20 protein-coding genes are annotated in these 26,238 nt (G+C 71.3%); 15 read left to right on the forward strand and 5 right to left on the reverse strand.

The window, feature by feature from the left end:
• The first annotated feature begins 75 nt into the window (after nucleotides 1-75).
• Nucleotides 76-1,248: a transcriptional regulator gene (locus tag PYR91_RS07710; protein ID WP_279778541.1), complete on the forward strand. Its 1,173-nt coding sequence runs from the start codon at nucleotides 76-78 to the stop codon at nucleotides 1,246-1,248.
• Between the two features lie 88 nt (nucleotides 1,249-1,336).
• Here the strand turns inward: PYR91_RS07710 and PYR91_RS07715 are convergent, their stop codons facing one another.
• The gene (locus tag PYR91_RS07715) at nucleotides 1,337-2,791 is read right to left on the reverse strand and encodes a glycoside hydrolase family 43 protein (protein ID WP_279778543.1); all 1,455 of its coding nucleotides are present in this window, start codon (nucleotides 2,789-2,791) and stop codon (nucleotides 1,337-1,339) included.
• Nucleotides 2,792-3,729: 938 nt separating this feature from the next.
• Between PYR91_RS07715 and PYR91_RS07720 the strand changes: the two genes are divergently transcribed.
• Entirely contained in the window at nucleotides 3,730-5,475 is a 1,746-nt protein-coding gene (locus PYR91_RS07720) for an RICIN domain-containing protein (protein WP_279778544.1), read from the forward strand.
• A 60-nt stretch (nucleotides 5,476-5,535) separates the two neighbouring features.
• Here PYR91_RS07720 and PYR91_RS07725 read toward each other — a convergent pair whose 3' ends face one another.
• The 3 genes from PYR91_RS07725 to PYR91_RS07735 form a co-directional block, all read right to left on the reverse strand.
• Complete coding sequence (locus PYR91_RS07725; RefSeq protein ID WP_279778545.1) at nucleotides 5,536-6,375, reverse strand: DUF4097 family beta strand repeat-containing protein; 840 nt, start codon at nucleotides 6,373-6,375, stop codon at nucleotides 5,536-5,538.
• 104 nt (nucleotides 6,376-6,479) lie between these two features.
• Complete coding sequence (locus tag PYR91_RS07730) at nucleotides 6,480-7,070, reverse strand: hypothetical protein (protein WP_279778548.1); 591 nt, start codon at nucleotides 7,068-7,070, stop codon at nucleotides 6,480-6,482.
• 58 nt (nucleotides 7,071-7,128) lie between these two features.
• Complete coding sequence (locus PYR91_RS07735) at nucleotides 7,129-7,974, reverse strand: ion transporter (RefSeq protein ID WP_279778549.1); 846 nt, start codon at nucleotides 7,972-7,974, stop codon at nucleotides 7,129-7,131.
• A gap of 314 nt (nucleotides 7,975-8,288) precedes the next feature.
• On the opposite strand from PYR91_RS07735, the gene PYR91_RS07740 reads away from it, so the two are divergent.
• The 9 genes from PYR91_RS07740 to PYR91_RS07780 all read left to right on the forward strand — a co-directional run bounded on the left by PYR91_RS07740 (nucleotide 8,289) and on the right by PYR91_RS07780 (nucleotide 18,723).
• Nucleotides 8,289-9,653, forward strand: coding sequence for a hemolysin family protein (locus PYR91_RS07740; protein ID WP_279778550.1), 1,365 nt, complete (start codon nucleotides 8,289-8,291; stop codon nucleotides 9,651-9,653).
• Nucleotides 9,650-10,666 carry a CNNM domain-containing protein gene (locus PYR91_RS07745; protein WP_279778551.1) on the forward strand — a complete coding sequence of 339 codons (1,017 nt, stop codon included), beginning with the start codon at nucleotides 9,650-9,652 and terminating at the stop codon, nucleotides 10,664-10,666. The genes PYR91_RS07740 and PYR91_RS07745 overlap by 4 nt, the downstream gene beginning before the upstream one ends.
• A 355-nt stretch (nucleotides 10,667-11,021) precedes the next feature.
• Entirely contained in the window at nucleotides 11,022-12,008 is a 987-nt protein-coding gene (locus tag PYR91_RS07750) for an ABC transporter permease subunit (RefSeq protein ID WP_279778553.1), read from the forward strand.
• Complete coding sequence (locus PYR91_RS07755) at nucleotides 12,005-12,910, forward strand: carbohydrate ABC transporter permease (protein ID WP_279778554.1); 906 nt, start codon at nucleotides 12,005-12,007, stop codon at nucleotides 12,908-12,910. The genes PYR91_RS07750 and PYR91_RS07755 overlap by 4 nt, the downstream gene beginning before the upstream one ends.
• A gap of 65 nt (nucleotides 12,911-12,975) precedes the next feature.
• Nucleotides 12,976-14,610 carry an extracellular solute-binding protein gene (locus tag PYR91_RS07760; RefSeq protein WP_279778555.1) on the forward strand — a complete coding sequence of 545 codons (1,635 nt, stop codon included), beginning with the start codon at nucleotides 12,976-12,978 and terminating at the stop codon, nucleotides 14,608-14,610.
• Between the two features lie 40 nt (nucleotides 14,611-14,650).
• Nucleotides 14,651-15,337: a hypothetical protein gene (locus tag PYR91_RS07765; RefSeq protein WP_279778557.1), complete on the forward strand. Its 687-nt coding sequence runs from the start codon at nucleotides 14,651-14,653 to the stop codon at nucleotides 15,335-15,337.
• A gap of 73 nt (nucleotides 15,338-15,410) precedes the next feature.
• Nucleotides 15,411-17,618, forward strand: coding sequence for an alpha-glucuronidase (locus PYR91_RS07770; protein WP_279778558.1), 2,208 nt, complete (start codon nucleotides 15,411-15,413; stop codon nucleotides 17,616-17,618).
• Between the two features lie 87 nt (nucleotides 17,619-17,705).
• On the forward strand, nucleotides 17,706-18,095 hold the full coding sequence (locus PYR91_RS07775; RefSeq protein WP_279778559.1) for a TraR/DksA C4-type zinc finger protein: 390 nt from the start codon (nucleotides 17,706-17,708) through the stop codon (nucleotides 18,093-18,095).
• Nucleotides 18,096-18,162: 67 nt separating this feature from the next.
• Nucleotides 18,163-18,723 carry a cysteine hydrolase family protein gene (locus tag PYR91_RS07780; protein WP_279778560.1) on the forward strand — a complete coding sequence of 187 codons (561 nt, stop codon included), beginning with the start codon at nucleotides 18,163-18,165 and terminating at the stop codon, nucleotides 18,721-18,723.
• Nucleotides 18,724-18,762: 39 nt separating this feature from the next.
• On the opposite strand, the gene PYR91_RS07785 is transcribed toward PYR91_RS07780, so the two are convergent.
• A complete protein-coding gene (locus tag PYR91_RS07785; protein WP_279778561.1) occupies nucleotides 18,763-19,473 on the reverse strand; it encodes a spermidine synthase in 711 nt (236 codons plus the stop codon).
• 251 nt (nucleotides 19,474-19,724) lie between these two features.
• On the opposite strand from PYR91_RS07785, the gene PYR91_RS07790 reads away from it, so the two are divergent.
• The 4 genes from PYR91_RS07790 to PYR91_RS07805 all read left to right on the forward strand — a co-directional run bounded on the left by PYR91_RS07790 (nucleotide 19,725) and on the right by PYR91_RS07805 (nucleotide 26,173).
• Nucleotides 19,725-21,221, forward strand: a complete 1,497-nt coding sequence (locus tag PYR91_RS07790) for a phosphoesterase (protein WP_279778564.1) — start codon at nucleotides 19,725-19,727, stop codon at nucleotides 21,219-21,221.
• 62 nt (nucleotides 21,222-21,283) lie between these two features.
• On the forward strand, nucleotides 21,284-21,757 hold the full coding sequence (locus tag PYR91_RS07795) for a tryptophan-rich sensory protein (RefSeq protein WP_279778565.1): 474 nt from the start codon (nucleotides 21,284-21,286) through the stop codon (nucleotides 21,755-21,757).
• A 180-nt stretch (nucleotides 21,758-21,937) separates the two neighbouring features.
• Complete coding sequence (locus tag PYR91_RS07800; RefSeq protein ID WP_279778567.1) at nucleotides 21,938-24,697, forward strand: AbfB domain-containing protein; 2,760 nt, start codon at nucleotides 21,938-21,940, stop codon at nucleotides 24,695-24,697.
• A 408-nt stretch (nucleotides 24,698-25,105) separates the two neighbouring features.
• Nucleotides 25,106-26,173, forward strand: coding sequence for an endo-1,4-beta-xylanase (locus PYR91_RS07805; protein ID WP_279778568.1), 1,068 nt, complete (start codon nucleotides 25,106-25,108; stop codon nucleotides 26,171-26,173).
• Nucleotides 26,174-26,238: the final 65 nt, after the last annotated feature.

Raw genomic sequence — 26,238 nt, forward strand, 5'->3', positions numbered from 1 at the left:
GGGACAATAGCTCCCAAGGTGACGACATGACCTGCGATGACTCAGACCGCTGAGACAAGGTTGGGACGAACCACCGTGGCGAACGGAACCGAGAACCCGGGCCGGAGCCGGCGGCTGCGCCCGCTGTCCGACGATCTGCCCGAGCCGACCCGGGTGCTCCTGCGGGAGCTGCGCGCCCTCAAGGAGCGGGCCGGCTTCGACCTGCGGGCGTTGGAGCAGGCGACCCACGCGAGCCGCTCGTCCTGGGGGCGATGGCTCGCCGGCGAGACGTGGATCCCGCTGGACGCGGTGGAAGGGCTCGCCCGGCTGTGCCGGGCGGACACGCACCGGTTCCGCGAACTGTGGGAGGCGGCGGAGCACGCGCGCCGCTCGGCGGGGTTCGCCGAGAGCGCCGAGCCCTCGCCGGACCCCGAGGGCGAGGAGATCCCGCGGCGTCCCGCCGAGGGCACCGGCCCCCTTCCGCGAGCCGGCGTCACCCCTCCCGGGGGAGCCGCCGAAAGCGGTGGAGCCGGGCATCCGCCGGCCCTCCCGGCCACGGGCGCTGCTCACCCCGCCGCCCCGGAGCCGGGCGACACGGCGCCGCGCGGGCCGGCCGAGCACGGGCCCGCCGAGCACGGACCGGCCGAGCGCCTGCGCCGGCGGTTCGCCGTCGGCGCGACAGTGGGCCTGGTCGTGGGCATGGCGTGCGGCGCCGTGCTCACCGGCTCGGCCATGGTCGGCGGCGCGAGCGACGACGCGGGCGGCGACGCGCGCCCGTCCGCCGGCGCGAGCGCGGCGGGCCGTGGCACGCAGACGGCCGCGCCGGCGCCGGCGCCGGTCACCCCGCGCGCGGCGGTGATCGCCCGGGCCGGCACCTGGCGGCCGGCCACCGCGCGGCGCGTGCCCTACAGCCAGCTCAAGACGCGCGGCGGCTACCGGACCGACGGCTCGGGCTACGCGTCCATGGCGCTCGGGCTCCCCCGGCCTGGCCCGAACACCATCAACCTGGCCTCGGCCGCCTACAGCCGTCGCATCAAGATGGCCGAGCTGCTCCAGGGCGACCTGGTGATCGACCCGGTGGGCGGCAACACCGCGCGCGCCGTCGTCATCTTCGACAAGTGGGCCGACACCGCCCGCACCTCCTACTGGGCCTACCAGCAGCGCGCCGGCTACGGCACCGACCACCGCGTCGTCAGGCACGGGCTGGCCCCGGGTGACCAGTTCCGCGCCTACCGCCCGGTCAACATCCGCGACGCCACCGGCGGCTGACCGCGCCGCCGGTCCGCGTCATCTCGCATGTCGCCATGTCGCCATGTCGCCATGTCGTCACCGCGTCACCGCGTCACCGCGTGGTGCGTCATGACGTCACGCGGAATGTGGCGTCGGCGCGGCCGGTCGCGTCGCTGATCGGGTCGAGCCGGAGCAGGTAGTCGTAGTGCCGGATGTGGCGGTCGGGGTAGTTGTACGACTGGAACGACGTCCACGAGGAGTCGGCGAGGCCGGCGACCTGACGGAACGTCGCGTCGGCCGCGAAGGTGGCGGTGCCGTCGTCCGCCGCCAGCACGAAGTCGAACCCGTAGTGCCGCAGGTAGTAGCCGGGGTAGTTCACCGACGCGAACGACACGTACCCGGAGGCGTTCGCCAGGCCGGGCACCAGCCGGAACTGCGCGTCCTGCGCCGGGCTGACGTTCGCGTCGATGCGCACGTCCAGGTTCGCGTGCCGCACGTACCGGTTCTGGTGGGTGTACGCCTGGATGCGGTTGACCGGCGCGGTGTTCCCCCAGCGGCCGAGCACGCGGGTCTCCTCCGCGGCGGTCAGGTTGAGGATGGAGCCGTGGCGCTTGAGGTTGGTTCCCATGCTGTAGTCGGAGCGCGTACGGAAGTTGCGCGTGCTGCCCAGGTTGGTCGAGGTGATGGGCATGTAGCCGCGGCCGGTGGCGTGCTGGTCGAGCCACAGGGCCCACTCGTTCTGCCCGTTGAACTGCGCCCACATCGGGCCTTCCACGACGTTGCCGCCGCCGGTGCCGTTGGAGATGCCCATGTGCGACAGGTTGCCGAGGGTCGTCCAGGACCCCAGGATCGAGTTGCTCGCCTCGATCGTGATGTGGCCGTCGGCCGACGCCCGGTAGTACCGGTACCCACCGACGCTGTTGGGCACTTCGATGATCTGCGTGTCGATGAGGCCCTGGCTGCCGCCGCGCTCGATGTAGAGCTGCGGTGCGGTGAAGCTGCGGAAGTCGCTGGTGCGCACGTACCAGATGCGGTGCTTGGTCACGCCGTTGCGGGCCGAGTTCGTAGCCCAGTACAGGACGTAGTCGCCGGTCGCGGAGTTGTATATCGCCTCGGGCGCCCAGGCGTTGCCGGCGCCGGGGATGCCGCCCGCGACGTTGATCAGCCACGGGGCCGACCAGTTCACCAGGTCGCGGGACTCCCACACGACGAGCGAGGTGCTGCCGCGGTTCGCGGCGTCGTTCCAGGACGTGCCGCTGGCGATTCGCAGGTCGGTCGCGACGATCCAGTACCGGTCGCCGGCGGGAGACCGGATGAGGGCGGGGTCGCGGACTCCCCGCGTGCCCAGCGTGGACCGCAGGACCACCCCGCCGTTGTTCAGCTCCGTCCAGCGCAACCCGTCGTCGCTGTGGGCGAGGTAGATCTGTTCTCCGTTCGCCGATTCCCCGGTGAAGTGCGCCATCAGGTAACCCGTGAACGGTTCGAGCGCGGCCGCCTGCTTCTGGCTCACCACCGACAACGACGCGAACAGCAGGCAGGCGGCGGCGAGCACCGCGCCCACCCGGGAAAGAACTCTCGGCATGCGCTTCTCCTTCGATGAGTGGGCATGGTCAGGCGGATGATCGTCATCCGCGTCGAACGTCCGAGGGCCATTGACGCGTCAGGTCCGCCCCACCTGTTAGCGCTAACACTCAGCGCGCCGGAAGCGCTCGATTATGTGGTCATCTGGACGCGGATCCACGAGGTCAGTTCTACGGACAGACGAGATGTTACGTCGGCGTTAATAGTGTGATCGCGCACAAAGGGGCGGTCAATACCCGATGCGGAGCCCACGCGTCGCGAATCCTTTCTCCCATGCGGCCGAGGATCACCCTGAATTGCGCGTCACCAGGCGCCGCGAGGCGTGAGGACGCGAAAGGCCACGTCGTGATGCCCTCATGACGGCGAATGCGGTGACCGGCCGCCTTCCGGCCGGACAACCGCGTCCACGCGGAATTCAGGCGAACCGCCCCCGCGCGAAACATGTCAAGCCGCTTGTCGAAACTTTTCGGCATCGGGGAAGCGGGGTACGGGGCTGACCTGCGGATATTCACTCCACGATTCCGCACTTCCCGGCGGAACGAAGGCCGCTGGCCGCGATTGAGGCGTTCCAGAGGCGCCAATCCGAAACATTTCGGTACTTTTCATACCTTGTACAGCTGAACGTTTCAGTGGTCGCGGCGCCCCCCAATGGGCGCTTGGCGGTGACGCCGCAGTTGAGGACCGACATGGGTGCGCGGGCGCCGGCCCAGGGCGACGGCCCTCTCTTGACGTGACAGCGCGGTGTCAGGTTTGCTCCGCCGCACTGACAGCCTCCGCGAATCGTGAGAAGCACCTCTGTTCGGCGTTCCGCGCCGGCGTCAACGCGCGTAACGCCCCTGACCCGCACCGTCGTCCCGTCTGCGCGAAGCCCCGGTCACAAGCGGCGCATCGATCGTCCGCGCTCCGGCTTCCGTCGCCTCATCCGGAAGGAGAGTCTCAGTGATCATCAGCTCCGACCGCTCCAAGGTCCGTTCCAGGGTCGTCGCGCTGGCGGTGGCGGCGGCGCTCTCGGCCGCCGGAGCGGTGACGCTCTCGGCCGGAGCGGTGACGGCGGTGGCCGCCGCGCCCGGTGTCGAGGACGAAGGCGCCGACTGCCCGGTGCCGGCGCTGCCGGACGCCGGCTCTCTGCCCACGAACGCCCGCCTGCCCGACCCGTTCAGGAAGCTGGACGGCACGCGCATCACCACCAAGGCCGAGTGGCGGTGCCGCCGCACGGAGATCAGGAAGCTGTCGGAGAAGTTCGTGTACGGCGAGAAGCCGCCGAAGCCGTCGAGCGTCACCGGGACGGTGTCCAGCAGCAACATCACCGTGAACGTCTCGCACAACGGCAGGAGCTCCAGCTTCTCGGCCAGTGTCCAGCTTCCCAGCGGCACCGGGCCGTTCCCGGCCGTGGTGGTGCTGGGCGGGTTCGGCGCCGACGCGGCCGCCATCCGCGCGGCCGGCGCCGCGACCATCAGCTACGACCCGTACGCGGTCGGGCGCGAGGGCACGCCGCGCAACAACAAACAAGGCGCGTTCTACACCATCTACGGCTCCTCCAGCAGCACCGGCCTGCTGGCCGCCTGGGCGTGGGGGGTCAGCCGCATCATCGACGTGATCGAGCAGTCGGGCGGCGACTTCCTGCGCGGCGACGCCACCGGCGTCACCGGATGCTCGCGGTTCGGCAAGGGCGCGTTCGTGGTGGGCGCGTTCGACCAGCGCATCGCGCTGACCATGCCGATCGAGTCCGGCAGCGCTGGCGTCCCGATCTTCCGCGGCATTCCCGGGGAGGGCGCGCAGAGCCTGTCCAGCGCCTACGGCGAGCAGCCGTGGCTGGGTGACGCGTTCGGCTCGTTCACCAGCAGCCCGAACCGGCTCCCGGTCGACAACCACGAGACCGTCGCGATGATCGCCCCGCGCGGCCTGTTCATCATGGACAACCCGCACATCGCCAACCTCGGCCCCCGGTCGGCCAGCGTCGCGGCCCTGGCCGGGGCGGAGGTCTACAAGGCGCTCGGCGCGGGAGACAACATCACCTACTGGTCCGACGTCCAGGACGGCAGCCACTGCGCCAACCGGGCCGAATGGCGCACCCCGCTGCAGCAGAACATCAGGAAGCACCTGCTGAAGACGGGCAACGACCCCGGCGCGATGCGCATCTCCTCCCGGGCGAGCGGCAACCTGGCCGAGTGGAGAGACTGGACGACGCCGACCCTCAGCGGGGGCACCACGTCTCCGACCCCGTCCGTCACCCCGTCGGTCACCCCGACCGTCACGCCCACGGTGACCCCGACCCCGACCGTCACGCCCACCGTGACGCCGACGCCCTCGACGTCGTTCCGGCTGCGTAACGAGGGGGCCGGCCGATGTGTCGACTCGCCCAACAGCGCCAGCTCCAACGGCACCCAGTTCCAGATCTACGACTGCCACACCAACGCCAACCAGCGGTTCACCTACACCTCCGGACGGCAGTTGCAGATCCTCGGCAAGTGCCTGGACGCCCCCACCAACGCCGGATCGGGCACTCGCGTGCAGCTGTGGGACTGCCACACCAACACCAACCAGCAGTGGGCCTTCACCAGCAGCGGCACCGTCACCAACGGGGCCGGCAACCTGTGCCTGGCGGTGAACGGCACCGCCAACTCCAGCGCCGTTACCATCGCCACCTGCAACGGCCAGGCCACCCAGAGGTGGACCAGGGCGTAACCCGCACAGGCGGGACCCCTTCCGGCACCCGCCCACCCCAAGGCGGGTGCCGGAAGGGGGTCAGCCGCGGCGGATGACGATGTCGCCGTCGGAGGTCCGCGCGCGCACCTCGGCGGTCTCGCCGGACCGGCCGGGGGCGTCGCAGGGCTCCAGCGAGACGCGCACGCGGCCGTAGTCGGTCCGCACGTCCAGGTAGGCGGCGGTGCCCTGGCGGATGCCGGCCTCGACCTCGCCCGAGGCGGTCTCGAGCACGTGCGAGCCGCGCACCACCTCGCCGACGCGGACGTCGCCCGTCGCGGTCGTGGCATGGACGCCCGCCAGGGCGCGGACGACGGTGATGTCGCCGTGGGCCGTTCTCAGCCGCAGGTCGCCGGTGGCCTCGCCGAGGGCGATGTCGCCGTGGGCGGTCTTGATCACCGCGGCGCCGTCGATCTCGCCGATGCGGATTCCGCCGTTCCCGGTGGTGATGTCGGCGTGCCCGGCCGACATCACCGTGATGTCGCCGTCGCCGGTGTTCGACCGCAGCTTGCCCACATGGTCGAGCCAGATGTCGCCGTCCGCGGTGTCGAACCTGGACTCGCCGAGGCGTCCCTCACAGCGGAAGTCCCCCGTCGTCCTGGCGTCGACGCGGGAGCCCGCCGGCAGCTCGACGTGCACCCTGGTCGAGCCGCCCCACCGGAACCACGAGCGGCCCGTGGGCTTGGGTGTCCGCACCAGCAGCCGGCCCTGGGCGTACTCCACCTGGGTCTCCGCGGCGCTGCGCACGTCGGTGTCGCTGGACTCGTCCATCGGATGGATCTCCACGACGGTGTCGGCGCGGTCGCTCGCGTGGATGCGGACGTCGGCGGCCGTGAGATCGAGGGTGGCGAGGATCGGTTCCGGGGTGTCGAAGGTCGGCATGGCGGTGCCTCACGATGGGGTGGCGGATGTCCCCGCCGCCGGGACGGGTGACGGGACGCCGGGACGGGTGACGGGACGGCGGGACGGGTGACGGGACGGCGGGGCTAGCTCACCCAGCCGGTGTAGTGGCGCTCGCCCCGCGCCTCGCCGCGCCGGTCGTTCGGCGGGGCGCCGTGCCGGGTGGCAGCGCCGCCCTGGTCGCCGAGGTCCAGCGCCGCGGCCACCGAGCGGACGAGCCAGGCGTTCACCGAGAGCCCTTCGCGGCCGGCCGCCTCCTCGATGCGCGGCTTGAGGTGATCGGGAACGCGGAGCGAGATGCGCGCCGTGCCGCCCTCGTCGGACTCCTGCGCGGTCTCCGGGACGGGCGGCCGGACGCCCATCGCGACCTCCACGGCGCCGGCCAGCGCGGTGCGCAGGCTCCTGTTGGGCGCCTCTACGGACCCGCGGTCGGCGGGCGCCGGCGTGACGACGAAGTCGGGATCGCGCCCGCGCAGCCGGATGTCGACCGAGCCCGGCGCGAGGTCGCGGGTGATCTCGCCCGCCGCGGCCGACAGCGCCTCAAGCAGGGTGAGCCGGACGGCGGATTCGAGCGGGCCGGTGAGGCGCTCGGCGAGCGCGCGGGAGTCGGCGCCGCCCGCCTCGGCGGCGACCGCCAGCTCGCGGCGGACGTTGTCGACGTACGGCGTCAGATCCATGACACCACTATGGCGTCATGATGACGTCATGGCAAGCCATTGGCGTCATCTCATGGCGTCACACCGATGATCCGCCAGCCGGTGGCCCGCCCAGGCGCGCGGGCTCGCTGATGGGATGCCCGTTGTGCCCGTTGTGCTCGCCGTTCCGCGGCGCCTGCATCGCCTCGATCTTCGCGTTCAGCCGGGCCAGCTCCTCCAGCACGGCGCCGAGCTGGTTCTCGGTCCGCCGCTCCTCCTCTGAGGTGCTCTGGCCGTCCATCGCGTTGACCACCACGGCGATGAACAGGTTGAGCACCACGAAGCTCGACATCAGGATGTAGCCGACGAAGAAGACCCACGCCCACGGCATCTCGGCCATCACCGTCGCGGCGATGTCGGGCCAGGCCTCGCCCGTCATGATCTGGAACAGGGTGAACAGCGACGTCGGCAGCTCGTCGAAGTGGTCGGGGGCGACCTCCCCGAACAGCTGGGTGGCCAGCACGGCGCTGATGTACATCACCAGCACCAGCAGGCCGATGATGGACGCCATGCCGGGGATGGCCGCCAGCAGGGCGTTGACGACCTTGCGCATGCTGGGAACGGCCGAGATCAGCCGGAGCGCGCGCAGGATGCGCAGTGCCCGCAGCACCGACGCCGGGCCCGAGGCGGGCACCAGCGCGACGGCCACGATGACCGTGTCGAACCAGTTCCACGGATCCCTGAAGAACGCGGCGCGGTAGGCGTACAGGCGGGCGGCCAGCTCGACGACGAAGACGCCCAGCACGATCCGGTCGAGGACGTGCAGCGGCCCGCCGATTCGCTCCATGAGGTAGGAGGAGGTCTCGAAGCCGATCGTGACCGCGTTGAAGACGATGACGGCGACGATGAACCGCTGGAAGGCCCGGGTTTCGAGGAAGGAACGCACTTGTTCGCGTCCTGGCACGTGGTCAGCTCCTGAGGGTGGCGAGACTGCGACAACGATGATCGTAAACAGGCCGGACGACAGCGGATGACACTCCTGACGACCGGCACCCGGCCGGCGGTCGACGCGTCGCCTCGGGCGTAGGCGCCCCGATCGCCGCGCGCGCCGTCCGGTAGCGTGGCGGCGATACGACCTTGAACGGCGTCCGGGTTCCCCCAGGCGTCCGGTGACGCGCCTGGGAAGGGCAAGGTGGTGGTGCCCATGTCGTCGGACTCCGGCAGCGGCGAGGGCCGCCGGGCGCGAACAGGGCCGGCGCGGTGAGCATCGCGCTCGGCCTGCTGGCCGTCCTGGTGCTCACGCTCGCCACCGGCTACTTCGTCGCCCAGGAGTTCGCCTACGTCACCGCCGACCGCCTCACCCTGGCCCAGCAGGCCGCCGCCGGCGACAGGAAGGCCGCCAGAGCCGTCGAGGTGATGGAGCGGTTGTCGTTCATGCTCTCGGGCGCCCAGCTCGGCATCACCGTCACCGCTCTGGTCGTCGGCTTCATCGCCAAGCCCGCCCTGGCCGAGCTGGTCGCCCCGGGCCTGAGCGCGGTCGGCCTCAGCGGCGGCGCGGTGGACACCGTCGCCCTGGCGATCGGCTTCGCCATCGCGACGGTCGTCCAGATGGTGCTGGGCGAGCTGGCGCCCAAGAACCTCGCCCTGGCCCGGCCGGAGCCGCTGGCCCGGGCGCTGGCCTCGTCCACCCTGATCTACCTGACGATCGCCGGGCCAGTCATCAAGCTCTTCGACTCGGCGGCCAACAGGCTGCTGCGGGCGGTCGGCATCGAGCCGGTGGAGGAGCTGCACCACGGCGCCACGCTGGAGGAGCTCGGGCACATCATCGGCGAGTCCGAGGCCCACGGCCACCTGCCGGGCGACCAGGCCGACCTGCTGGAGCGGGCGCTGGCGTTCTCCGAGCACACCGCCGAGGAGGTCATGGTCGCGCGGGCGCACGTCATCGCCGTCAGCGGCTCGGCCCTGGTGCCTGAGCTGGACGAGATCATCGCCCGCCACGGCCACACCCACTATCCGGTGCTCGGCGGCGACGGGGTGGACGACCTGGTCGGCGTGGTGAGCCTGCGCGAGCTGGCCGCCCTCCCGCAGGACCAGGCCGCAGGCACGCGGGTCGCCGACGTCGCCCGCGACGTGCTGGTGGTGCCGTTCTCGACGTCGCTGCCCGACCTGGTGGCGCAGATGCACGCGCGCGGTCAGGAGGTCGCCTGCGTCCTGGACGAGCACGGCGGCCTGAGCGGGCTCATCACCTGGGAGGACGTCGCCGAGGAACTGGTCGGGGAGATCACCGACGAGAACGATCTGGAGATCCCCGCCGTGGTCAGCGCCGGCGACGACTGGGAGATCGACGCGGAGCTGCGGGTCGACGAGGTCGCCCTGGAGACCGGGCTGGTGCTTCCCGACGAGGACGACTACGACACCGTGAGCGGCCTCGTGCTCGACCGCCTGGGCCGGTTCGCCGTCCCCGGCGACGTGGTCACGGCCGAGCTGGTGCCCTCGATAGCGGAGCACGCGCCCACCCACGTCGAGATCGAGGTGCTGACCCTCGACCGGCACGTCCCCGAACGGGTGCGGCTGCACCCGCTGCACCGCGCCCACGGGCACACCGGCGAAGGGGAGGACACGTGAGCCTGCCGCTGGGCCTCGCCCTCACCATCCTGCTGCTGGTCGGCAACGGCTTCTTCGTCGCCTCGGAGTTCGCGCTGGTCGCCGCCAAACGGCACCGGCTGGAGAAGGCCGCCGCGCACGGCAGCCGCGCCGCCGCCACGGCGGTGAAGGGCATCCGTGAGCTGTCGCTGATGCTCGCCGGGGCCCAGCTCGGCATCACCCTGTGCTCGCTGGGCCTGGGTGTGGTGTCCGAGCCGCTGATCGCCGGCACCCTGGCCCCGCTGTTCCACACGTTCGGGCTGCCCGACGCCGCCGCGCACGCGGTCGCCTTCGTGATCGCGCTGGGCGTCGTGACGTTCCTGCACATGGTCATCGGCGAGATGGCGCCCAAGTCGTGGGCGATCGCCCACCCCGAACGCTCGGCGATGATCCTGGCGCCGGCGTTCCGCGGCTTCACCGTGGCGGTGCGGCCGATCCTGCGGGCGCTCAACGGCGTCAGCAACCTGCTGCTGCGCCTGCTGCGGGTGCGGCCGCGCGACGAGATCTCCAACCCGCGCACCCCCGCCCAACTGCGGCGCCTGGTTGAGGAGTCGCGCCGCCTGGGCCTCATCGACACCGCCGACCACGCCGTGCTCACCCAGGCGCTGCGCGCCCCCGCCGCCGAGATCACCCCGCTCGTCACCCCGGCCGGCGAGATCGTCGGCGTCTCCGCCGCGGACTCCCCCCAGGACGTGATCGACGTCTGCGCCCGCACCGGGCGCACCCGCCTGGTCGTCCTGGACGACGCCGGCGCCCCCGCCGGAGTCGTGCACGTGCGCGACGCCTACCTCGCCCGCCGTCGCGGCGCCCGCTCCCGCGCGGGCGAGCTCGCCTACCGCCTGCCCGAGCTGCCCGTCACCGTCTCGGTCTCCCAGGCCGTGGCCGAGCTGCGCGCCGCCTCCAGCCAACTGGCCGTCGTCCGCGCGGAAGACGGCACGCTCGCCGGCCTGGTGAGCCTCGACGCCCTGCTCAGCACGCTGCTCATCCCGGCCTAGAGAGGCGGCGTCCCGCCCGAAGGCGCGGTGCCGGGTGCGACGCCAAGGGAAGGCGTCGAAACTTTTCGCAACCCCGGACCGGGCCGTCGGGACCGCGTGGACGTGAAACTTTCACCCGGTCAACCTCGCGAAACACGCCTACCAGGACGGGGATCAGACGATCGCCGGATGCCTGACACGCTCTTGACACGCCTGTATGGGGAGCTTAGTTTCCGCGATGTCGAGGAGAAAGATCGAAAGTTTCGGAGGCGCCACGATCATGCTCTCTGCTGACAGTGGGGGATGACGCCGTCGTCGGCCGACGGGCCGGCATGAGCGAACGGCGGGCACCGCGGCCTTGGCCGGAGGCACGAGGATGAGCGCCACCCTCGACGCGCCGCCCGGCTCGCGCAACCCGGGCGAGGCCGAGCCGGAGCCCCGCCGGCCGAAGCGCACCGCCGGCCCCACCTGGCGTCAGGCGCTGCGGCGCGACTGGCAGCTGTACTCGCTCGCCATCCTCCCGCTGCTGTTCTTCCTGGTGTTCCGGTATCTGCCGATGCTCGGCAACATCATCGCCTTCCGCAAGTTCGAGCCCGGCGGCAGCGTGCTGGGCGAGGAGTGGTCGGGCCTGCGTTACGTGCGGCTGTTCTGGAACGACCCATCGTTCTGGCACGTGTTCCGCAACACCCTGATCCTCGGCTCGCTGACGCTGCTGTTCTGCTTCCCGATGCCGATCGCGCTCGCGCTGCTGATCAACGAGGTCCGGCACCGGCGCGTCAAGCGGTTCGTCCAGTCGGTGTCCTACCTGCCGCACTTCCTGTCGATGGTGGTCGTGGCCGGCCTGGTCATCGAACTGCTGTCGGTGGACGGGCCGGTGAACCAGATCCGGCGCGCGCTGGGCGACGACCCCATCGCCTTCATGCAGGAGGCGGACTGGTTCCGGATGGTCTACGTCTCCTCGGAGATGTGGCAGACCGTCGGCTGGGGGACGATCCTGTACCTGGCCGCGCTGACGACCATCGACAACCAGCTGTACGAGGCGGCTCGCATCGACGGCGCGGGACGATGGCGGCAGATCTGGCACGTGACACTGCCCGGCATCCGGCCGACCGCGGTCACCCTGCTGATCCTCAACATCGGCGCGTTCATGGCGGTCGGGTTCGAGAAGGTCCTGCTGCTCTACAACCCCCTCACGTACCCGACCGCGGACGTGATCTCCACGTACCTGTACCGCATGGGCGTGGTCTCCAACAACTTCAGCTACGCCGCGGCGATCGGACTGTTCGAGGCCCTGATCGGGCTCACGCTGGTCCTCACGGCGAACCAGATCTCCCGTCGCGCAGTGGGGACGAGTCTGTGGTGACAGCGCTCAGCGGTGACCAGCCCGTGACGGTGAAGGCGGACACGAGCCGGGGCTACCGCGTGTTCCGGGTGCTCAACGCCGTGATCCTGACCGGCGTCGTGGTCATCACCCTGTACCCCTTCCTCAACATCGTCGCCCGCTCGTTCAGCGACGAGACCGCCATCCGGTCGGGGCAGGTCAACCTCCTGCCCCGCGGCTTCACCCTGAGCACGTACGCGTACGTGTCCGCCGACCCGACGTTCTGGATCAACTACCGCAACACCATCGTGTACACGGTCGTGGCCACGGTGATCGCGATGGTCCTGACCACCTGCTACGCCTACGTGCTGTCCAAGAAGCACCTCAGGGGCCGCAAGTTCCTGATCGGCGTCGCGGTCTTCACGATGTTCTTCTCCGGCGGCCTCATCCCCAACTACGTCCTGATCACCAGCCTCGGGCTGAAGGACAGCATCTGGGCCGTCGTGCTGCCGAACGCCGTCAACGTCTTCAACCTGCTGATCATGAAGGCGTTCTTCGAGGGGCTTCCGGTCGAGCTTGAGGAGGCCGCCGCGATCGACGGCATGAGCACCTACGGCATCCTGCTCCGGATCGTGCTGCCGCTGTCGAAGGCGGTGATCGCGACGATGGTGCTGTTCTACGCCGTCGCGTTCTGGAACTCGTGGTTCACCGCCTTCCTCTACATGAGCCAGTCCGACCTCTTCCCGGTGACGGTGTTCCTGCGGAACCTGATCGCCGGCGCCACCACCGCGACGTCCGTCGGCGCCGACGCCACCGACATGACGGCCGCCGCCAACATCAAGTCGGTGACGATGGTGCTCACCATGCTCCCGATCATCGGGATCTACCCCTTCGTCCAGCGCTACTTCGTCTCGGGGGTGCTGATCGGCGCGGTCAAGGGTTAGGCACCGCCGCCCGCCTCAGACGCTCCGCACGACCCGTTCCGAGGGAAAGGACTCTCATGTACGAGATGAACCGGCGTCAGGCGCTGGTGGCCATAGGCGCGTTCGTCGCACTGGCCGGATGCGGCAGTGACGAGCCCAAGAAGCAGGGTGAGAGCTCGACGGCGAACCGGGCCGGCGCGATGCCGAACTACGGCGTCGGCACGCAGTTCAAGGCGACCGCGCCGCTCACCTTCAGCGTCCTGTACAACAACCACCCCTTCTACCCGATGAAGAAGGACTGGCTGTTCTGGTCGGAGCTGACGAAGCGGACCAACGTGACGTTCCAGCCGAGCGTGGTGCCGCTCAGCGACTACGAGAACAAGCGCAGCCTGGTGATCGGCGCCGGCGACGCCCCGCTCATCATCCCCAAGACCTACCCTGCCCAGGAGACGCCCTTCGTCGCCTCCGGCACGATCCTGCCGGTCAGCGACTACATGGACCTGATGCCGAACTTCTCGGACAAGGTCGCCAAGTGGAACCTCAAGGCGGAACTGGACACGCTGCGGCAGGCGGACGGCCGCTTCTACCTGCTCCCGGGCATCCACCAGGACCACTGGGTGGACTACTCCCTGGCGGTGCGCGCGGACGTCCTGGAGGACCTCGGGCTGGACGTGCCCGAGACCTGGGACGAGCTGACCACCGTGCTCAGGGCGATGAAGAAGAAGTACCCGGACCTGTATCCCATGACCGACCGGTGGGGGGTCCCCACCCCCGGCGGCAACCTGCTGAACATCCTCGGCACGGCCTACGGGGCCCCGGGCGGCTGGGGCTACCGCAACGGCGCCGTCTGGGACGCGTCCACCCAGAAGTTCCTGTTCACCGGCGCGACGCCCCAGCAGAAGCAGGTGCTGCAGTACCTGCGCACGCTGGTGGAGGAGAAGCTCCTCGACCCGGAGAGCTTCACGCAGCCCGACGACCAGGCGATCCAGAAGATCGTCTCCGGCAAGTCCTTCGTGATCAGCTCCAACGCGCAGACGCTGGTCAACGAGTACCGGCCGCCGCTGGCGAAGGAGAACCCGAAGGCCAGGCTCGTCAAGATCCCCTGGCTCATCGGGCCGCTCGGGCCGATCAAGTCCACCGCGGAGATGACCCGCCTGGAGAACGGCATCATGATCTCCAAGAAGGCCCTCGACAGCCCGAACTTCGTCGCGATGATGCAGTTCGTCGACTGGCTCTGGTACTCCGACGCGGGCCAGGTGTTCGCCAAGTGGGGCGTCGAAGGCGTCACCCACACCAAGGAGGGGAACAAGTTCAAGCTGGCGTCGGACGTCGACTACGTCGGGCTCAACCCCGGGGCGCCCAAGCACCTGCAGAAGGACTTCGGCTTCGGCAACGGCGTGTTCGCCTACGGCGGGCCCACCGAGCTTCTCCAGTCGACCTTCTCCGAGGAGGAGCTGGAGTTCCAGAAGGTGATGAACGCCAGGTCGGCCACGCCGGTGGCGCCGCCGCGCCCGCTCACCGACGAGGAGCGCGAGCAGGCGACGCTGTGGGAGACGCCGCTGAAGGACCACGTCACCCAGAACACGCTCAAGTTCGTGCTCGGCCAGCGCGACCTCGGCGAGTGGGACGCCTACGTCAAGGAGCTGGAGGGGCAGAACATGACGTCCTACATCAACCTGCTGAACACCGCCTACGAGCGGTACAAGAAGGAGCACGGCTGACCGGCCCGGGGCCGGCCGGATGCGACAGGAGGCCGGTGTGGTGAGCGACGCCACGGCGGAGCGCCGGTTCGGCGAGGGGCCCCTTTCCCGCGTCTCCGCGTTCGTCTACACCCTGCTCGTGGTCGAGTTCCTCCTGCTGGCCGCCGCCTCGCCCGGCCTGGCCGGGCTCGTCCTGCTGGAACGCGACGCCGCCAACGTGCCGCTGGCGGCGGTGTGCCTGCTGCCGGCCGGGCCCGCGCTGTCGGCCGCGTTGTACGCGTTGCACCACCGCCGGCTGGATCTCACCGATCTTCATCCCGCGGCGGCGTTCTGGCGCGGCTACAAGGCCAACGCCGCCGGGGTGCTGAAGCTCTGGGTCCCGTGGCTGGCGTGGCTGGCCGTCATCGGGGCGAACCTCGCGAACTTCGCCGTCGCCGGCGTTCCGGGGTGGTGGGGCGTGCTGTCGGTCCTCATCGCGGTGGCGGCGACGCTGTGGGTCGCCAACGCACTGGTGATCACGTCCCTGTTCGCGTTCCGGGCCAGGGACGTGGCCCGCCTGTCCGTGTACTTCCTCACCCGCTCCCCCCGCGCCACGCTCGGCAACACCGGGCTGCTGGCGGTGGCGGCCGTCGTCACGCTGGTCGCCTCAGAGGCGGTGCCGGCGCTGCTGGCCTCGGTGTTCGCGGCGGCGATCCTGCTGAACAGCCGGACGATGATCGCCGAGGTGCGGGAGAGGTTCACGGCCTGAACCCCGGGGCCGGCCGGCGACCCCATGTCCGGGCCGGCCGCCCCGGCGGGCCCGCACGCGACCGAGGAGCCTCGTGACCATACCCGAACCGGCCGGCGTCCACCCGGCGTGGCTGCCGCCGGAGGCCTTCCGGCCGATCGGCACGCGCCGCACGCTCGTGCGCGGCGACGGCCCGCTCGCCGGCACCGTGCGGGAGGAGGTGGCGTGGGCGCGCGCCCGGTACGGCGGCGACGCGCGCCGCCCGGCGCCGGACGCGACCGGCGGCCGGGAGGCACGCGGTGACCGGGCCGCCGGGCGACCGTTCGACCTCGTGCTCACCCTCGCCGCGGCGGAGCCCCTTCCGGCCGTCGCCCGGATGGTCCTGGCCGAGTTCCGGTCGCGGCCCGGACGGGCCGGCCACCCGATCGGCGACGAGGGCTTCGTGATCGGCCGCCGCGACGGCGTGACCGTGGTGCTCGCCGACGACGCGGCCGGCCTGCTCTACGGCCTGTTCCACGTGGTGCGGCTCGGCGAGGGCGCGTTCGGGGCCGCACGCCCGGTGGAGCACCACCGGCCCGCTATGCGCCGGCGCATGCTCGACCACTGGGACAACGTGGACGTGCACCCGGTGATGGGCCAGGTCGAGCGCGGCTACGCGGGCGGCTCGATCTTCTGGCACGACGGCGCCCGGCGCGACGACCTCACCCGGGTACGGGCCTACGGGCGGCTGCTCGCCGCGTGCGGGGTCAACGCGGTCGCGGTGAACAACGTGAACGTGCACGCCACGGAGGCGCGCCTGCTGACCGACCGGCTGGGCGACGTCGCCGCGATCGCCGGCGAGCTGCGGCCGTACGGGATCAGGGCGCACCTGTCGGTCACGTTCGCCGCGCCCATCGTGCTGGGCGGGCCGCCGACCGCCGACCCGCTCGACGAGGACGTGCGCGGGTGGTGGGCGCGCACCACCCGGCGGGTGTACGAGACCATCCCCGACTTCGGCGGCTACGTGGTGAAGGCCGACTCCGAGGGGCAGCCCGGCCCGTTCGCCTACGGCCGCGACCACGCCGACGGCGCGAACGCGCTCGCCGACGCGCTGGCGCCGTTCGGCGGCGTCGTCCACTGGCGCGCCTTCGTGTACGACCACCGGCAGGACTGGCGCGACCGCTCGACCGACCGGGCCCGGGCGGCCCACGACCACTTCGTCCCGCTCGACGGGCGGTTCAGGGACAACGTGGTCCTCCAGGTGAAACACGGCCCGATCGACTTCCAGCCGCGCGAGCCGGTGTCGCCGGTCATCTCGGCCATGCCGTCCACCCGCCTGGCCGTGGAACTGCAGGTGACGCAGGAGTACACCGGCCAGCAGCGGCACGTGTGCCACCTCGCGCCCATGTGGAGCGAGCTGCTCGGCTTCCGCCCGTGGGGCCCGGCCGGACCGGCCGTGGCGCACCTCGCCGCCGGCACGGCGCACGTCGACAGGCCGGGCGGCGACACGGCGGACGGCCACGTGACCGACGGCTACGCGGCGGACGGCGACACGGCGCCGGCTCCGGGTGCGGGCGGCGGCCTGACCGGGGTCTCCAACGTGGGCGACGACGCCTACTGGACCGGCCACCCGCTCGCGCAGGCCAACCTCTACGCGTTCGGCCGGCTCGCCTGGGCGCCGTGGACGGCCCCGGCCGCGATCCTCGACGAGTGGATCGACCTCACCTTCGCCCCCGTGGCGACCGTCGTGCCCGAGCGGCTGCGGCGCACCCTGCACGCGATCATGGACGACTCCTGGCGCACCTACGAGATGTACACCGCGCCGCTGGGCGTCGGGTTCATGGTCCGCCCGGGGCATCACTACGGACCCGACGTGGACGGGTACGAGTACACGCCGTGGGGCACCTACCACTTCGCCGACCGCGACGGCGTCGGCGTCGACCGCACCCGCGCCACCGGCACCGGCTTCACCGGCCAGTACCCGCCGCCGTGGTCGGAGGTGTACGAGCGGCTCGACCGGTGCCCCGACGAGCTGCTGCTGTTCTTCCACCACGTGCCGTACGGGCATGTGCTGCGCGGCGGATCCACCGTCATCCAGCACATCTACGACACCCACTTCGCCGGCGTCGAGCGGGTGGCCGAGGCCAGGTCGCTCTGGCGGGAGCTCGCCGGCACCGGATCGGCGCCGGCGGCCCTGCACGCCCGGGTCGAAGAGCTGCTCGACGAGCAACTGCGCTGCGCGGAAGAGTGGCGCGACCAGGTCAACGCCTACTTCTTCCGCAAATCAGGGGTGCCCGACGCCCGCGGCCGTCACATCCCGTGACGCCCGGCCCGCGTCACCGGCTCCCCGATCGAGCCGAACCCGGCGGGTGCGGGCGCATGGATAGGCTGGAGGGGGAGGTGAGGCACCGTGACGGCGGAACCACCCCGGGACGCCGCGCTCTCCCCGGCCGAGCGGGAGACCCTGCGGCGGCTGCTCGGGGACGACCGTGAGCGGACCATGGAGCGCATCGCCTCGCTGACGCGCGACTGGGACGCCATGGTCGAGTCGTCCGCGCTGGTGGCGACCGACGACGAGCACGATCCCGACGGGTCGTCGACGGCCTTCGAACGCGCCCATGTGCAGTCGCTGCTCGACCAGGCGCGGAGCCATGTCGCCGATCTCGACACGGCGCTGGAACGGCTGCGCGGCGGCGCCTACGGGGTGTGCGAGGGCTGCGGGTCCCCCATCGCCGTCGAACGCCTGATGGTCCGCCCGGCGGCCAGGACGTGCGTCGGCTGCGCGGCCGCCCGGCGGTGAACCCGATTGTCGGTGGCGGTGGTTACGTTGGGCTCGCACAGGAGTCCGGCGTGAGCAGGGGAACACCATGACCACACTCGAGAACCGGCCGAACACCGCGCTGCTCGTCGTCGACGTGCAGAACGGCGTCGTCGAGGGCACTCACGAGCGCGACGCCGTGGTCGCGAACATCGCGAGCCTGGTGGAGCGGGCGCGGGCGGAAGGGGTGCCCGTCGTGTGGGTGCGGCACTCCGGCGAGCAGCTCGTGCGGGGGAGCGACCGGTGGCTGATCGTCCCGGAGCTGTCTCCGGGCGACGCCGAGCCGCTCGTCGAGAAGCACTACGCCGACTCCTTCGAGGAGACCACCCTCGAAGAGGTGCTGGCGGGCCTGGGGGTCGGGCGCCTGATCCTCGCCGGCGCGCAGACCGACGAGTGCATCCGCTCGACGCTCCACGGCGCGTTCGTCAGGGGCTACGACGCCACCCTGGTCGGCGACGCCCACACCACCGAGGACCAGACGGCGTGGGGGGCGCCGCCGCCCGCCCTGGTCATCGCGCACACGAACCTCTACTGGAGCTACCACACCGCGCCGGGGCGCACGGCCGGCACGGTCGAGACCAAGGCCGTCGACTTCGGCCCCGCGTCCTGAGGCCGTCCGCCCCGCTCGGGCCGGCGCGGGGGCCGCCCGTCAGCTCGCCACGTAGACGGTGTTGGTGGACTCCCGTCCCTGGAGGAAGTTGTGGAAGGGGACGACGTGCGCCCGCGAGCTGCCGAAGACCTCGGCGAGCGCGGCGGTGAAGTCGTCGTCCGGGGGGTCGTTCGACCACAGGGCCAGCACACCGCCCGCGCGAAGATGGGCGGCCACCCGGCGCAGGCCCGCCGGGGTGTAGAACGCGGCGTGGCTGGGGTGCAGCACGTGGCGCGGCGAATGGTCGATGTCCACGAGTATCGCGTCGAAGCGGGCGTCCGGCGCCCGGGGGTCCAGGCTCGGGGAGGAGGCCGCCATCGCGAAGAAGTCGCCGTCGACCAGCCGGCAGCGGGGGTCCGACGTCAGCCGGGCGCCGATCGGCAGCAGCTTCGCCTCGTGCCACTCGATCACCTCGTGCAGCGCCTCCACGACGACGAGCGATCGCACGCGGGCGTGTTCCAGCACGGCCTGCGCCGTGTAGCCCAGGCCGAGCCCGCCGACGACGACGTCGAGATCCGCGCCCGGCAGCGCCGCCAGGCCGAGCCGGGCGAGCTCGATCTCGGCGACCGTGAACAGGCTCGACATGAGGTAGTCGTCGTCGAGCTTGATCTCGTAGACGTCGACGTCGAGCGAGGGTTCCCGCCGGCGCCGCAGGCTGAGCTCTCCGATCGGCGTCGCGCGCCAGTCGAGCTCCTCGAAGCGCGCGCTCATCGTCGACCTTCCCGCCGGGATACGTGGTCCCCACCGTATCCGGCGCGGCGACGGGGAGACGCCTCCGTCACCGAGGCGTGGCGTTTCCCGCCGTGCTGACCGTCTGCCACACCGTCCAGCGGACCGTGTCGTCGGGCGGGCATTTTGGAGCCTTTTGTTATTGATCGTCCTGCTTGCCGTTCAAGCTGCGTTCGGCCGGCGCCCCAAGACTGGTCCATCGCACCCTCAGGCAGTGGACGAAAGGCGTCACCATGCACGACGGCAACATCGAGGACCCCGAGAGCGCGGCGGTCTCGCGACGCCAACTGGCCAAGTTCGTCGGCCTCGGGGCCACCCTCGTGGCAGCGAACTCCGTCCTGGGCGCCGGGCCCGCGGCGGCCGACGCCGAGGACGAGCGCGGGAGCCGGGGCAACGACCGCAACCGGGCGTGGCGGGCCGGCGACCACCACGTGCACTCCGAGTACAGCGGCGACTTCGACACCTCCACCAACCCGCCGAAGTTCACCAAGGGCGCCGACGCGGTGTACCCGATCGTCACCAACGCCATCATGGCCAAGCACTTCGGCCTGAGCTGGGCGATGTGCACCGACCACGGCGGCCCGACGCACTCGAAGGTGAACCTGGAGCAGGCCTACCCCGACCTGCTGCGCTCGCGTGTGCTGGTGCCCGAGGTGCTGCAGTTCTGGGGCATGGAGTTCGACGCCCCGGCGCTGGACCACCACACCCTGATGATCCCGCGCCACGACGGTGAGGCGCAGCAGCTGTTCGAGCTGGAGAGCCGCTTCGCCAAGCACGACGCCTTCCCCGCCGACCCGGGGCGTGACACCGAGGCCAAGATGATCGAGTTCCTGAAGGCCGCGCGTGCCATGCCGCACAAGCCGCTGGTGCTCGGCCACCACACCTCGCGGTCGGCGACCGGTCTCGGCGTCTACGGCCAGGACACGCCGAAGGAGCTCCGCAACGGCAACAACGCCGCGCCCGACATCTACGTCGGTTTCGAGGGCGCGCCCGGCCACCAGGCCGGCCCGCTGAACGGCGGCGCACGCGGCGGGTACGGCAACCACCCCACCTACGGCGGCTACGACCAGATGACCGCCAGGGTCGGCGGCCTGTGGGACTCGCTGCTCGGCGAGGGCCGGCGCTGGTGGATCACCGCCACCTCCGACTCCCACGTGCACTGGACGCGCGGCGGCTCCGACTTCTGGCCCGGCGAGTACAGCAAGACCTACGTGCACGCCCGCCAGGACTACGCCGACATCATGGACGGCCTGCGCAACGGGCGGATCTGGGTCACCACCGGCGACCTGATCACCAGCCTCGACCTCACCGCGAGCGGCCAGGGCCGCCAGGCGGCCATGGGCGAGACGCTGACGGTGAACCGCCGCAACCGCGGCGACGTCGAGATCGAGATCAGGTTCCGCTCGCCGAACGGCGAGAACGGCAACGGCGACCGCCCCGAGGTGCGGCGCGTCGACCTGATCGTCGGCCAGGTCACCGGCCCCAGCGCCGACCTGGGCTCCGACACCAACCCCACCACCAAGGTGGTCGCGCGGTTCGGCCCCCGCGACTGGCGCCGGTCCGGCAAGGACCACGTCATCAGGCACACGCTGCGGAACGTCGAGGCCGACTGCTACGCCCGGGTGCGCGGCACGAGCACCGACGAGCAGGAGCCGCTCGCCGACGGCAAGGAGAGCCCCTGGGACGACCTGTGGTTCTACTCCAACCCCGTCTTCGTGCGCGTCCGCTGAGCCCGGCGGCACGACCGTCACTGCGGCGCGCTAGGTCGCCGGTGGCGGGGTAGTGCGGAGTCATGGTCATCGCCGAACGTCCCCGCCGCTGGGCGGTACTGCCGCTGTTCGTCATCGCCGTCGCCGTGGTGGCCGTGGTCGGGTCGCTGGCGGCGGTGGACGCCGGCGGCGAGTACCTGGCCCTGCGGCGGCCGGACTGGGCGCCGCCGCAGTGGCTGTTCGGGCCGGCCTGGACGGTGCTCTACGTCATGATCGCCGTCTCCGGCTGGCTCGCCTGGTCCGCCGGAGCCCGACCACGGGCGCTCACCGTCTACGGGGTGCAGCTCCTGCTGAACGCCCTGTGGACCCCGCTGTTCTTCGCCGCCGGCCTATACGGTCTGGCCTTCGCGGAGATCTGCCTGATGTGGGTCGCGATCGTGGCCAACATCCTGGTCTTCCGGCGCGTCAGCCGCACGGCCGCGGCGCTCCTGGTCCCCTACCTGCTCTGGGTCACCTACGCCGGTGCGCTGAACCTCGCCATCTGGCTGCTGAACTGACAACCGCTTGGATTCCACCAGAAACGCACAGGCCGCACGGAGATTGCACAATCACCAGGAATCAGGCTATTCCTCCCATCTCACAATCGGTATATGGTCACGATGCGATAAACAGGACCACCTGCTGACGCGAACCACCGGGGGGATTCAGGCCGGCTCGTTCCTCGTCTAGGAGCTGAGATGTTCCGATTCTCTGGTTGGTCCCGCCGGGTCGCGGCGGCGCTGGTCCTGTGCGCGGCGACGCTCGCCGCGCCGTCGCAGATCCAGCCGAGCGCGGCGCAGGCGGCGGCGCCCCCGCTCACCACTCCCTGGACCGCCCAGGTGAGCCCAGCGAACGCCCTGCCCGAGTACCCCCGGCCGCAACTGGTACGGACCGAGTGGCAGAACCTCAACGGGCTGTGGCAGTTCGCGGCCACCGGGGCCATCGACGACCCGCCGGTCGGGCAGAACCTCGCCGAGCAGGTGCTGGTGCCGTATCCCATCGAGTCCGGGCTGTCGCGCATCCAGCGGCACGAGGACCGGATGTGGTACCGGCGGACCTTCACGGTGCCGAGTTCCTGGTCGGGCCGCCGGGTGAAGCTGAACTTCGGCGCGTCGAGCTGGGAGACCAGGGTGTGGGTCAACGGCACCCGCGCCGGCACGCACACCGGCGGTTACGACCCCTTCTCCTTCGACGTCACCAGTGCCCTGCGCGCCGGCGCCAACGAGATCATCGTCGGCGTCTGGGCGCCGGTGGACGCCGCCGGCCATCCCATCGGCAAGCAGCGCCGCGCTCCCGGCGGCATCTTCTACACCGCCCACTCGGGCATCTGGCAGACCGTCTGGCTGGAGCCCACGGCCGCCGCCCACATCACCCGCCTGGACACCGTCCCTGACGTGGCGGCGGGGCAGCTCGACCTGGTGGTGCAGGCGGCGGGCGTCTCCGGCCAGGGCGTGCGCGCCGAGGTGCTCACCGGCGGGCAGGTGGTGGGCAGCGCAACCGGTTCGGCCGGCGCCCACCTTCGCGTCCCCGTGCCCAACGCCCGGCTGTGGTCGCCGGACGACCCCTTCCTGTACGACCTGCGCGTCACGCTGACCGGCTCGGGCGGCGGCGACGCGGTCACCGGGTACTTCGGCATGCGGTCGGTGGGCAAGGCGATGGTCGGCGGCGTCCTGCGCCCCACCCTCAACGGCCGGTTCCTGTTCCAGATGGGCACCCTCGACCAGGGGTACTGGCCGGACGGCATCTCCACCGCGCCCACCGACGCGGCGCTCCGCTTCGACCTGGAGCAGCAGAAGGCGCTCGGCTTCAACACCGTGCGCAAGCACGTGAAGGTCGAGCCCGCCCGCTGGTACTACTGGGCCGACCGGCTCGGGCTGCTGGTCTGGCAGGACATGCCCTCGATGCGCACGGGCGCCTCCCCCTCGGCGGGCGACCGCGCCAACTTCGAGAGCGAGCTGCGCCGTATGGTCGACCACCTGCGCGGCGTCACCTCGATCGTGCAGTGGGTCCCGTTCAACGAAGGCTGGGGCGAGTACGACCCGGCCCGCATCGCCGACCTGGTGAAGAGCTGGGACCCGACCCGCCTGGTGAACAACAACTCCGGCTCCAACTGCTGCGGCTTCGACGGCGGCAACGGCGACGTCGTCGACGACCACATCTACGTCGGCCCCGGCAGCCCGCAGCGGCCGTCCGCCACCCGGGTCGCGGTGCTCGGCGAGTTCGGCGGGCTGGGCCTGCGCACCCCCGGTCACGAGTGGCCGGGAACCGGCTTCGCCTACGAGATGACCCCGAACGCCGCCACGCTGACCTCCCGCTATGTGGCGATCAACGAACAGCTCAAGCCGCTGATCGTGAACAACGGGCTGTCGGCGTCCATCTACACGCAGCCCACCGACGTCGAGAACGAGGTCAACGGCCTGTGGACCTACGACCGGCAGGTGCGCAAGATCGACGCGGCCCGGGTGCTCGCCGTCAACCGCTCGGTGATCGCGTCGGCGACCGGCCTGGTCACCGGGAGCCTGGTCTCCCTCCGTGTCACCACGGCGGGCTTCACCGACCGCTTCCTGCGGCACGCCGACTCGCTGGCGCGGACCGACGTGGTGACCGCGAGCAGCCCCGACGCGCTCAAGCAGGACGCGACCTTCGTGGTGCGGCCCGGCCTGTCCAACTCCGCCTGCCACTCGTTGGAGTCACGCGACTTCCCCGGGCACTTCCTGCGCCACGCCGGCTTCCGGGTGCGCAAGGACGCGCGGGACGGCTCGGCGCTGTTCGACCAGGACGCCACCTTCTGCGCCCGCGCCGGGCAGGGCGGCACCGGCGTCTCGCTGGAGTCGGTCAACCTGCCGGGTCACTTCCTGCGCCACCACGCCGAGGCGGTGTACGTGGCGCGCGGCGGAGGCCCGAACGTCTGGGACACCCCCGCGTCCTTCGCGGCCGACGTGACCTGGCTGCCCGCCACGCCCTGGTGGCGCAGCGGCGCCGACCTGACGGTCGGCGCGGCCCAGTCGCTCCGCGTGACCACGGCCGGCTTCACCGACCGCTTCCTGCGCCACAGCGACTCGCTGGCGCGGACCGACGTGGTCACCGCCAGCAGCCCCGACACGCTCAGGCAGGACGCGACGTTCGTGGTGCGGCGCGGCCTGGCCGAGGGCAGTTGTTACTCCTTCGAGTCGCGCAACTTCCCCGGCCACTACCTGCGCCACGCCGACTTCCGGGTGCGAAAGGACGCCCGGGACGGCTCGGCGCTGTTCGACCAGGACGCCACCTTCTGCGCCCAGCCGCCCCGCGCGGGAACGACCGGCGTCAGCCTGGCCTCCTACAACATCGCGGGCCATCACATCCGCCACTACGCCGAGGCCGTGCACATCGCCGTACCCGGCGGCCCGCACGCCTTCGACAGTCCCGCCTCCTACGACGCCGACGTGACCTGGGCCGTCGCGGCCCCTTGGGCGCCCTGAGGCCGGCCCGGCAGAGAGCGACTTCCGCGCGGGGACGAGGGCCGATCCGTCTTCTCCCCGGCGGCCTACCTCGTCGAACCGCTCAGAATTCAGCGCGCCGCCACCCGCCCAGCGCGTCCGGGTCTTCTACTCCTTCCGCAACCTCAGTCAGGAGTGGGTGCCGGCCCCCGACCACCAAGCTCAGGCGATCAACGCCGCGCTGAGGCCCGGCGATCTGGACGGCAGGATGGGCCCCTTCCACTCCCAGGTCACCCCCGGCGGCGGCCTGAAAGTTTCCTCCCGGTCGTTCCCGTGGGCGGGGGGCGTACGGTGCGGCAACATGATTGTGGCGTCCGAAACGTTTCGACATTTCTTTGACACCTTTCCATCACCCTCCTCAGACTGGGGCGTCAACCGAGGAGGAGCAACATGATCGGGAATGTCGTCACGGACACGGCGCGTCAGGCGCGCCGGCCGGGTCTGCGGACCGCGCTCGTCGTCGGCATCGCCGGCGTTCTCGGCGCAGGCCTGATGGCGGGCCCCGCCGATGCCGCGAGCACCCTGGGCGCCTCGGCCGCGCAGACGGGCCGCTACTTCGGCGCGGCCGTGGCCGCCCACCACCTGGACGAGCCGGCGTACGTCGCCACGCTCGACCGGGAGTTCAACTCCGTCACGCCCGAGAACGAGATGAAGTGGGACGCCACCGAGCCGGTGCGCGGCTCGTTCCGCTACGCCGCCGCCGACCAGATCGTCGCCCACGCACGCGGCCAGGGCATGCTGGTGCGCGGCCACACCCTGGTGTGGCACTCGCAGCTGCCGAGCTGGGTGCGGGGCCTGTCCACCGCCGCCGACGTGCGAACCGCGATGACCGGCCACATCAACGCACTGATGAGCCACTGGCGCGGCCAGATCCACTCGTGGAACGTGGTGAACGAGGCCTTCCAGGACACCGGCGCCCGCCGCAACACGGTGTTCCAGAGCCGCATCGGCGACGACTACATCGAGCTGGCGTTCCGCACCGCCCGGGCCGCCGACCCCGACGCCAGGCTCTGCTACAACGACTACTACATCGACGACGCGAACCACGCCAAGACCCGCGCCGTGTTCGATCTGGTCCGCGACTTCAAGACGCGCGGCGTCCCGATTGACTGCGTCGGCCTGCAGTCGCACTTCAACGCCACGTCGCCGGTTCCCGACAACTATCGGCAGACCATCGAGCGGTTCGCCGCCCTCGGCGTGGACGTCCAGATCACCGAGCTCGAGATCCCGGGCTCGGGCGCCGCGCAGGCCGACGACTACCGCAAGGTCGTGAACGCCTGCATGGCGGTGGCCCGCTGCACCGGCATCACGGTGTTCGGCATCCCCGACCACTACTCCTGGCGCCCGTACGCCACCCCGCTGCTGTTCGACAGCGAGTACAACAAGAAGCCCGCCTACGAGGCCGTGCTCAGCGCCCTCAACGCCGGCGGTCCCGGCCCGGTGCCCGCCCGCTCCTGATCACCCCGTGCCCGCTCCCATCCCGGGGGCCCGCACGACGCCGTCACGGCGATCGCCGGAGGTGC

Source organism: Sphaerisporangium sp. TRM90804 (assembly GCF_029846175.1).
Lineage (GTDB): Bacteria > Actinomycetota > Actinomycetes > Streptosporangiales > Streptosporangiaceae > Sphaerisporangium.

Excerpts from the sequence above, each read along its gene's own strand:
- PYR91_RS07785 (WP_279778561.1), bottom strand. The coding sequence starts at position 19,473 with ATGAGCGCGCGCTTCGAGGAGCTCGACTGGCGCGCGACGCCGATCGGA.
- PYR91_RS07795 (WP_279778565.1), top strand. The coding sequence starts at position 21,284 with ATGGTCATCGCCGAACGTCCCCGCCGCTGGGCGGTACTGCCGCTGTTC.
- PYR91_RS07780 (WP_279778560.1), top strand. The coding sequence starts at position 18,163 with ATGACCACACTCGAGAACCGGCCGAACACCGCGCTGCTCGTCGTCGAC.
- PYR91_RS07725 (WP_279778545.1), bottom strand. The coding sequence starts at position 6,375 with ATGCCGACCTTCGACACCCCGGAACCGATCCTCGCCACCCTCGATCTC.
- PYR91_RS07750 (WP_279778553.1), top strand. The coding sequence starts at position 11,022 with ATGAGCGCCACCCTCGACGCGCCGCCCGGCTCGCGCAACCCGGGCGAG.
- PYR91_RS07800 (WP_279778567.1), top strand. The coding sequence starts at position 21,938 with ATGTTCCGATTCTCTGGTTGGTCCCGCCGGGTCGCGGCGGCGCTGGTC.
- PYR91_RS07715 (WP_279778543.1), bottom strand. The coding sequence starts at position 2,791 with ATGCCGAGAGTTCTTTCCCGGGTGGGCGCGGTGCTCGCCGCCGCCTGC.
- PYR91_RS07805 (WP_279778568.1), top strand. The coding sequence starts at position 25,106 with ATGATCGGGAATGTCGTCACGGACACGGCGCGTCAGGCGCGCCGGCCG.
- PYR91_RS07730 (WP_279778548.1), bottom strand. The coding sequence starts at position 7,070 with ATGGATCTGACGCCGTACGTCGACAACGTCCGCCGCGAGCTGGCGGTC.
- PYR91_RS07760 (WP_279778555.1), top strand. The coding sequence starts at position 12,976 with ATGAACCGGCGTCAGGCGCTGGTGGCCATAGGCGCGTTCGTCGCACTG.
- PYR91_RS07790 (WP_279778564.1), top strand. The coding sequence starts at position 19,725 with ATGCACGACGGCAACATCGAGGACCCCGAGAGCGCGGCGGTCTCGCGA.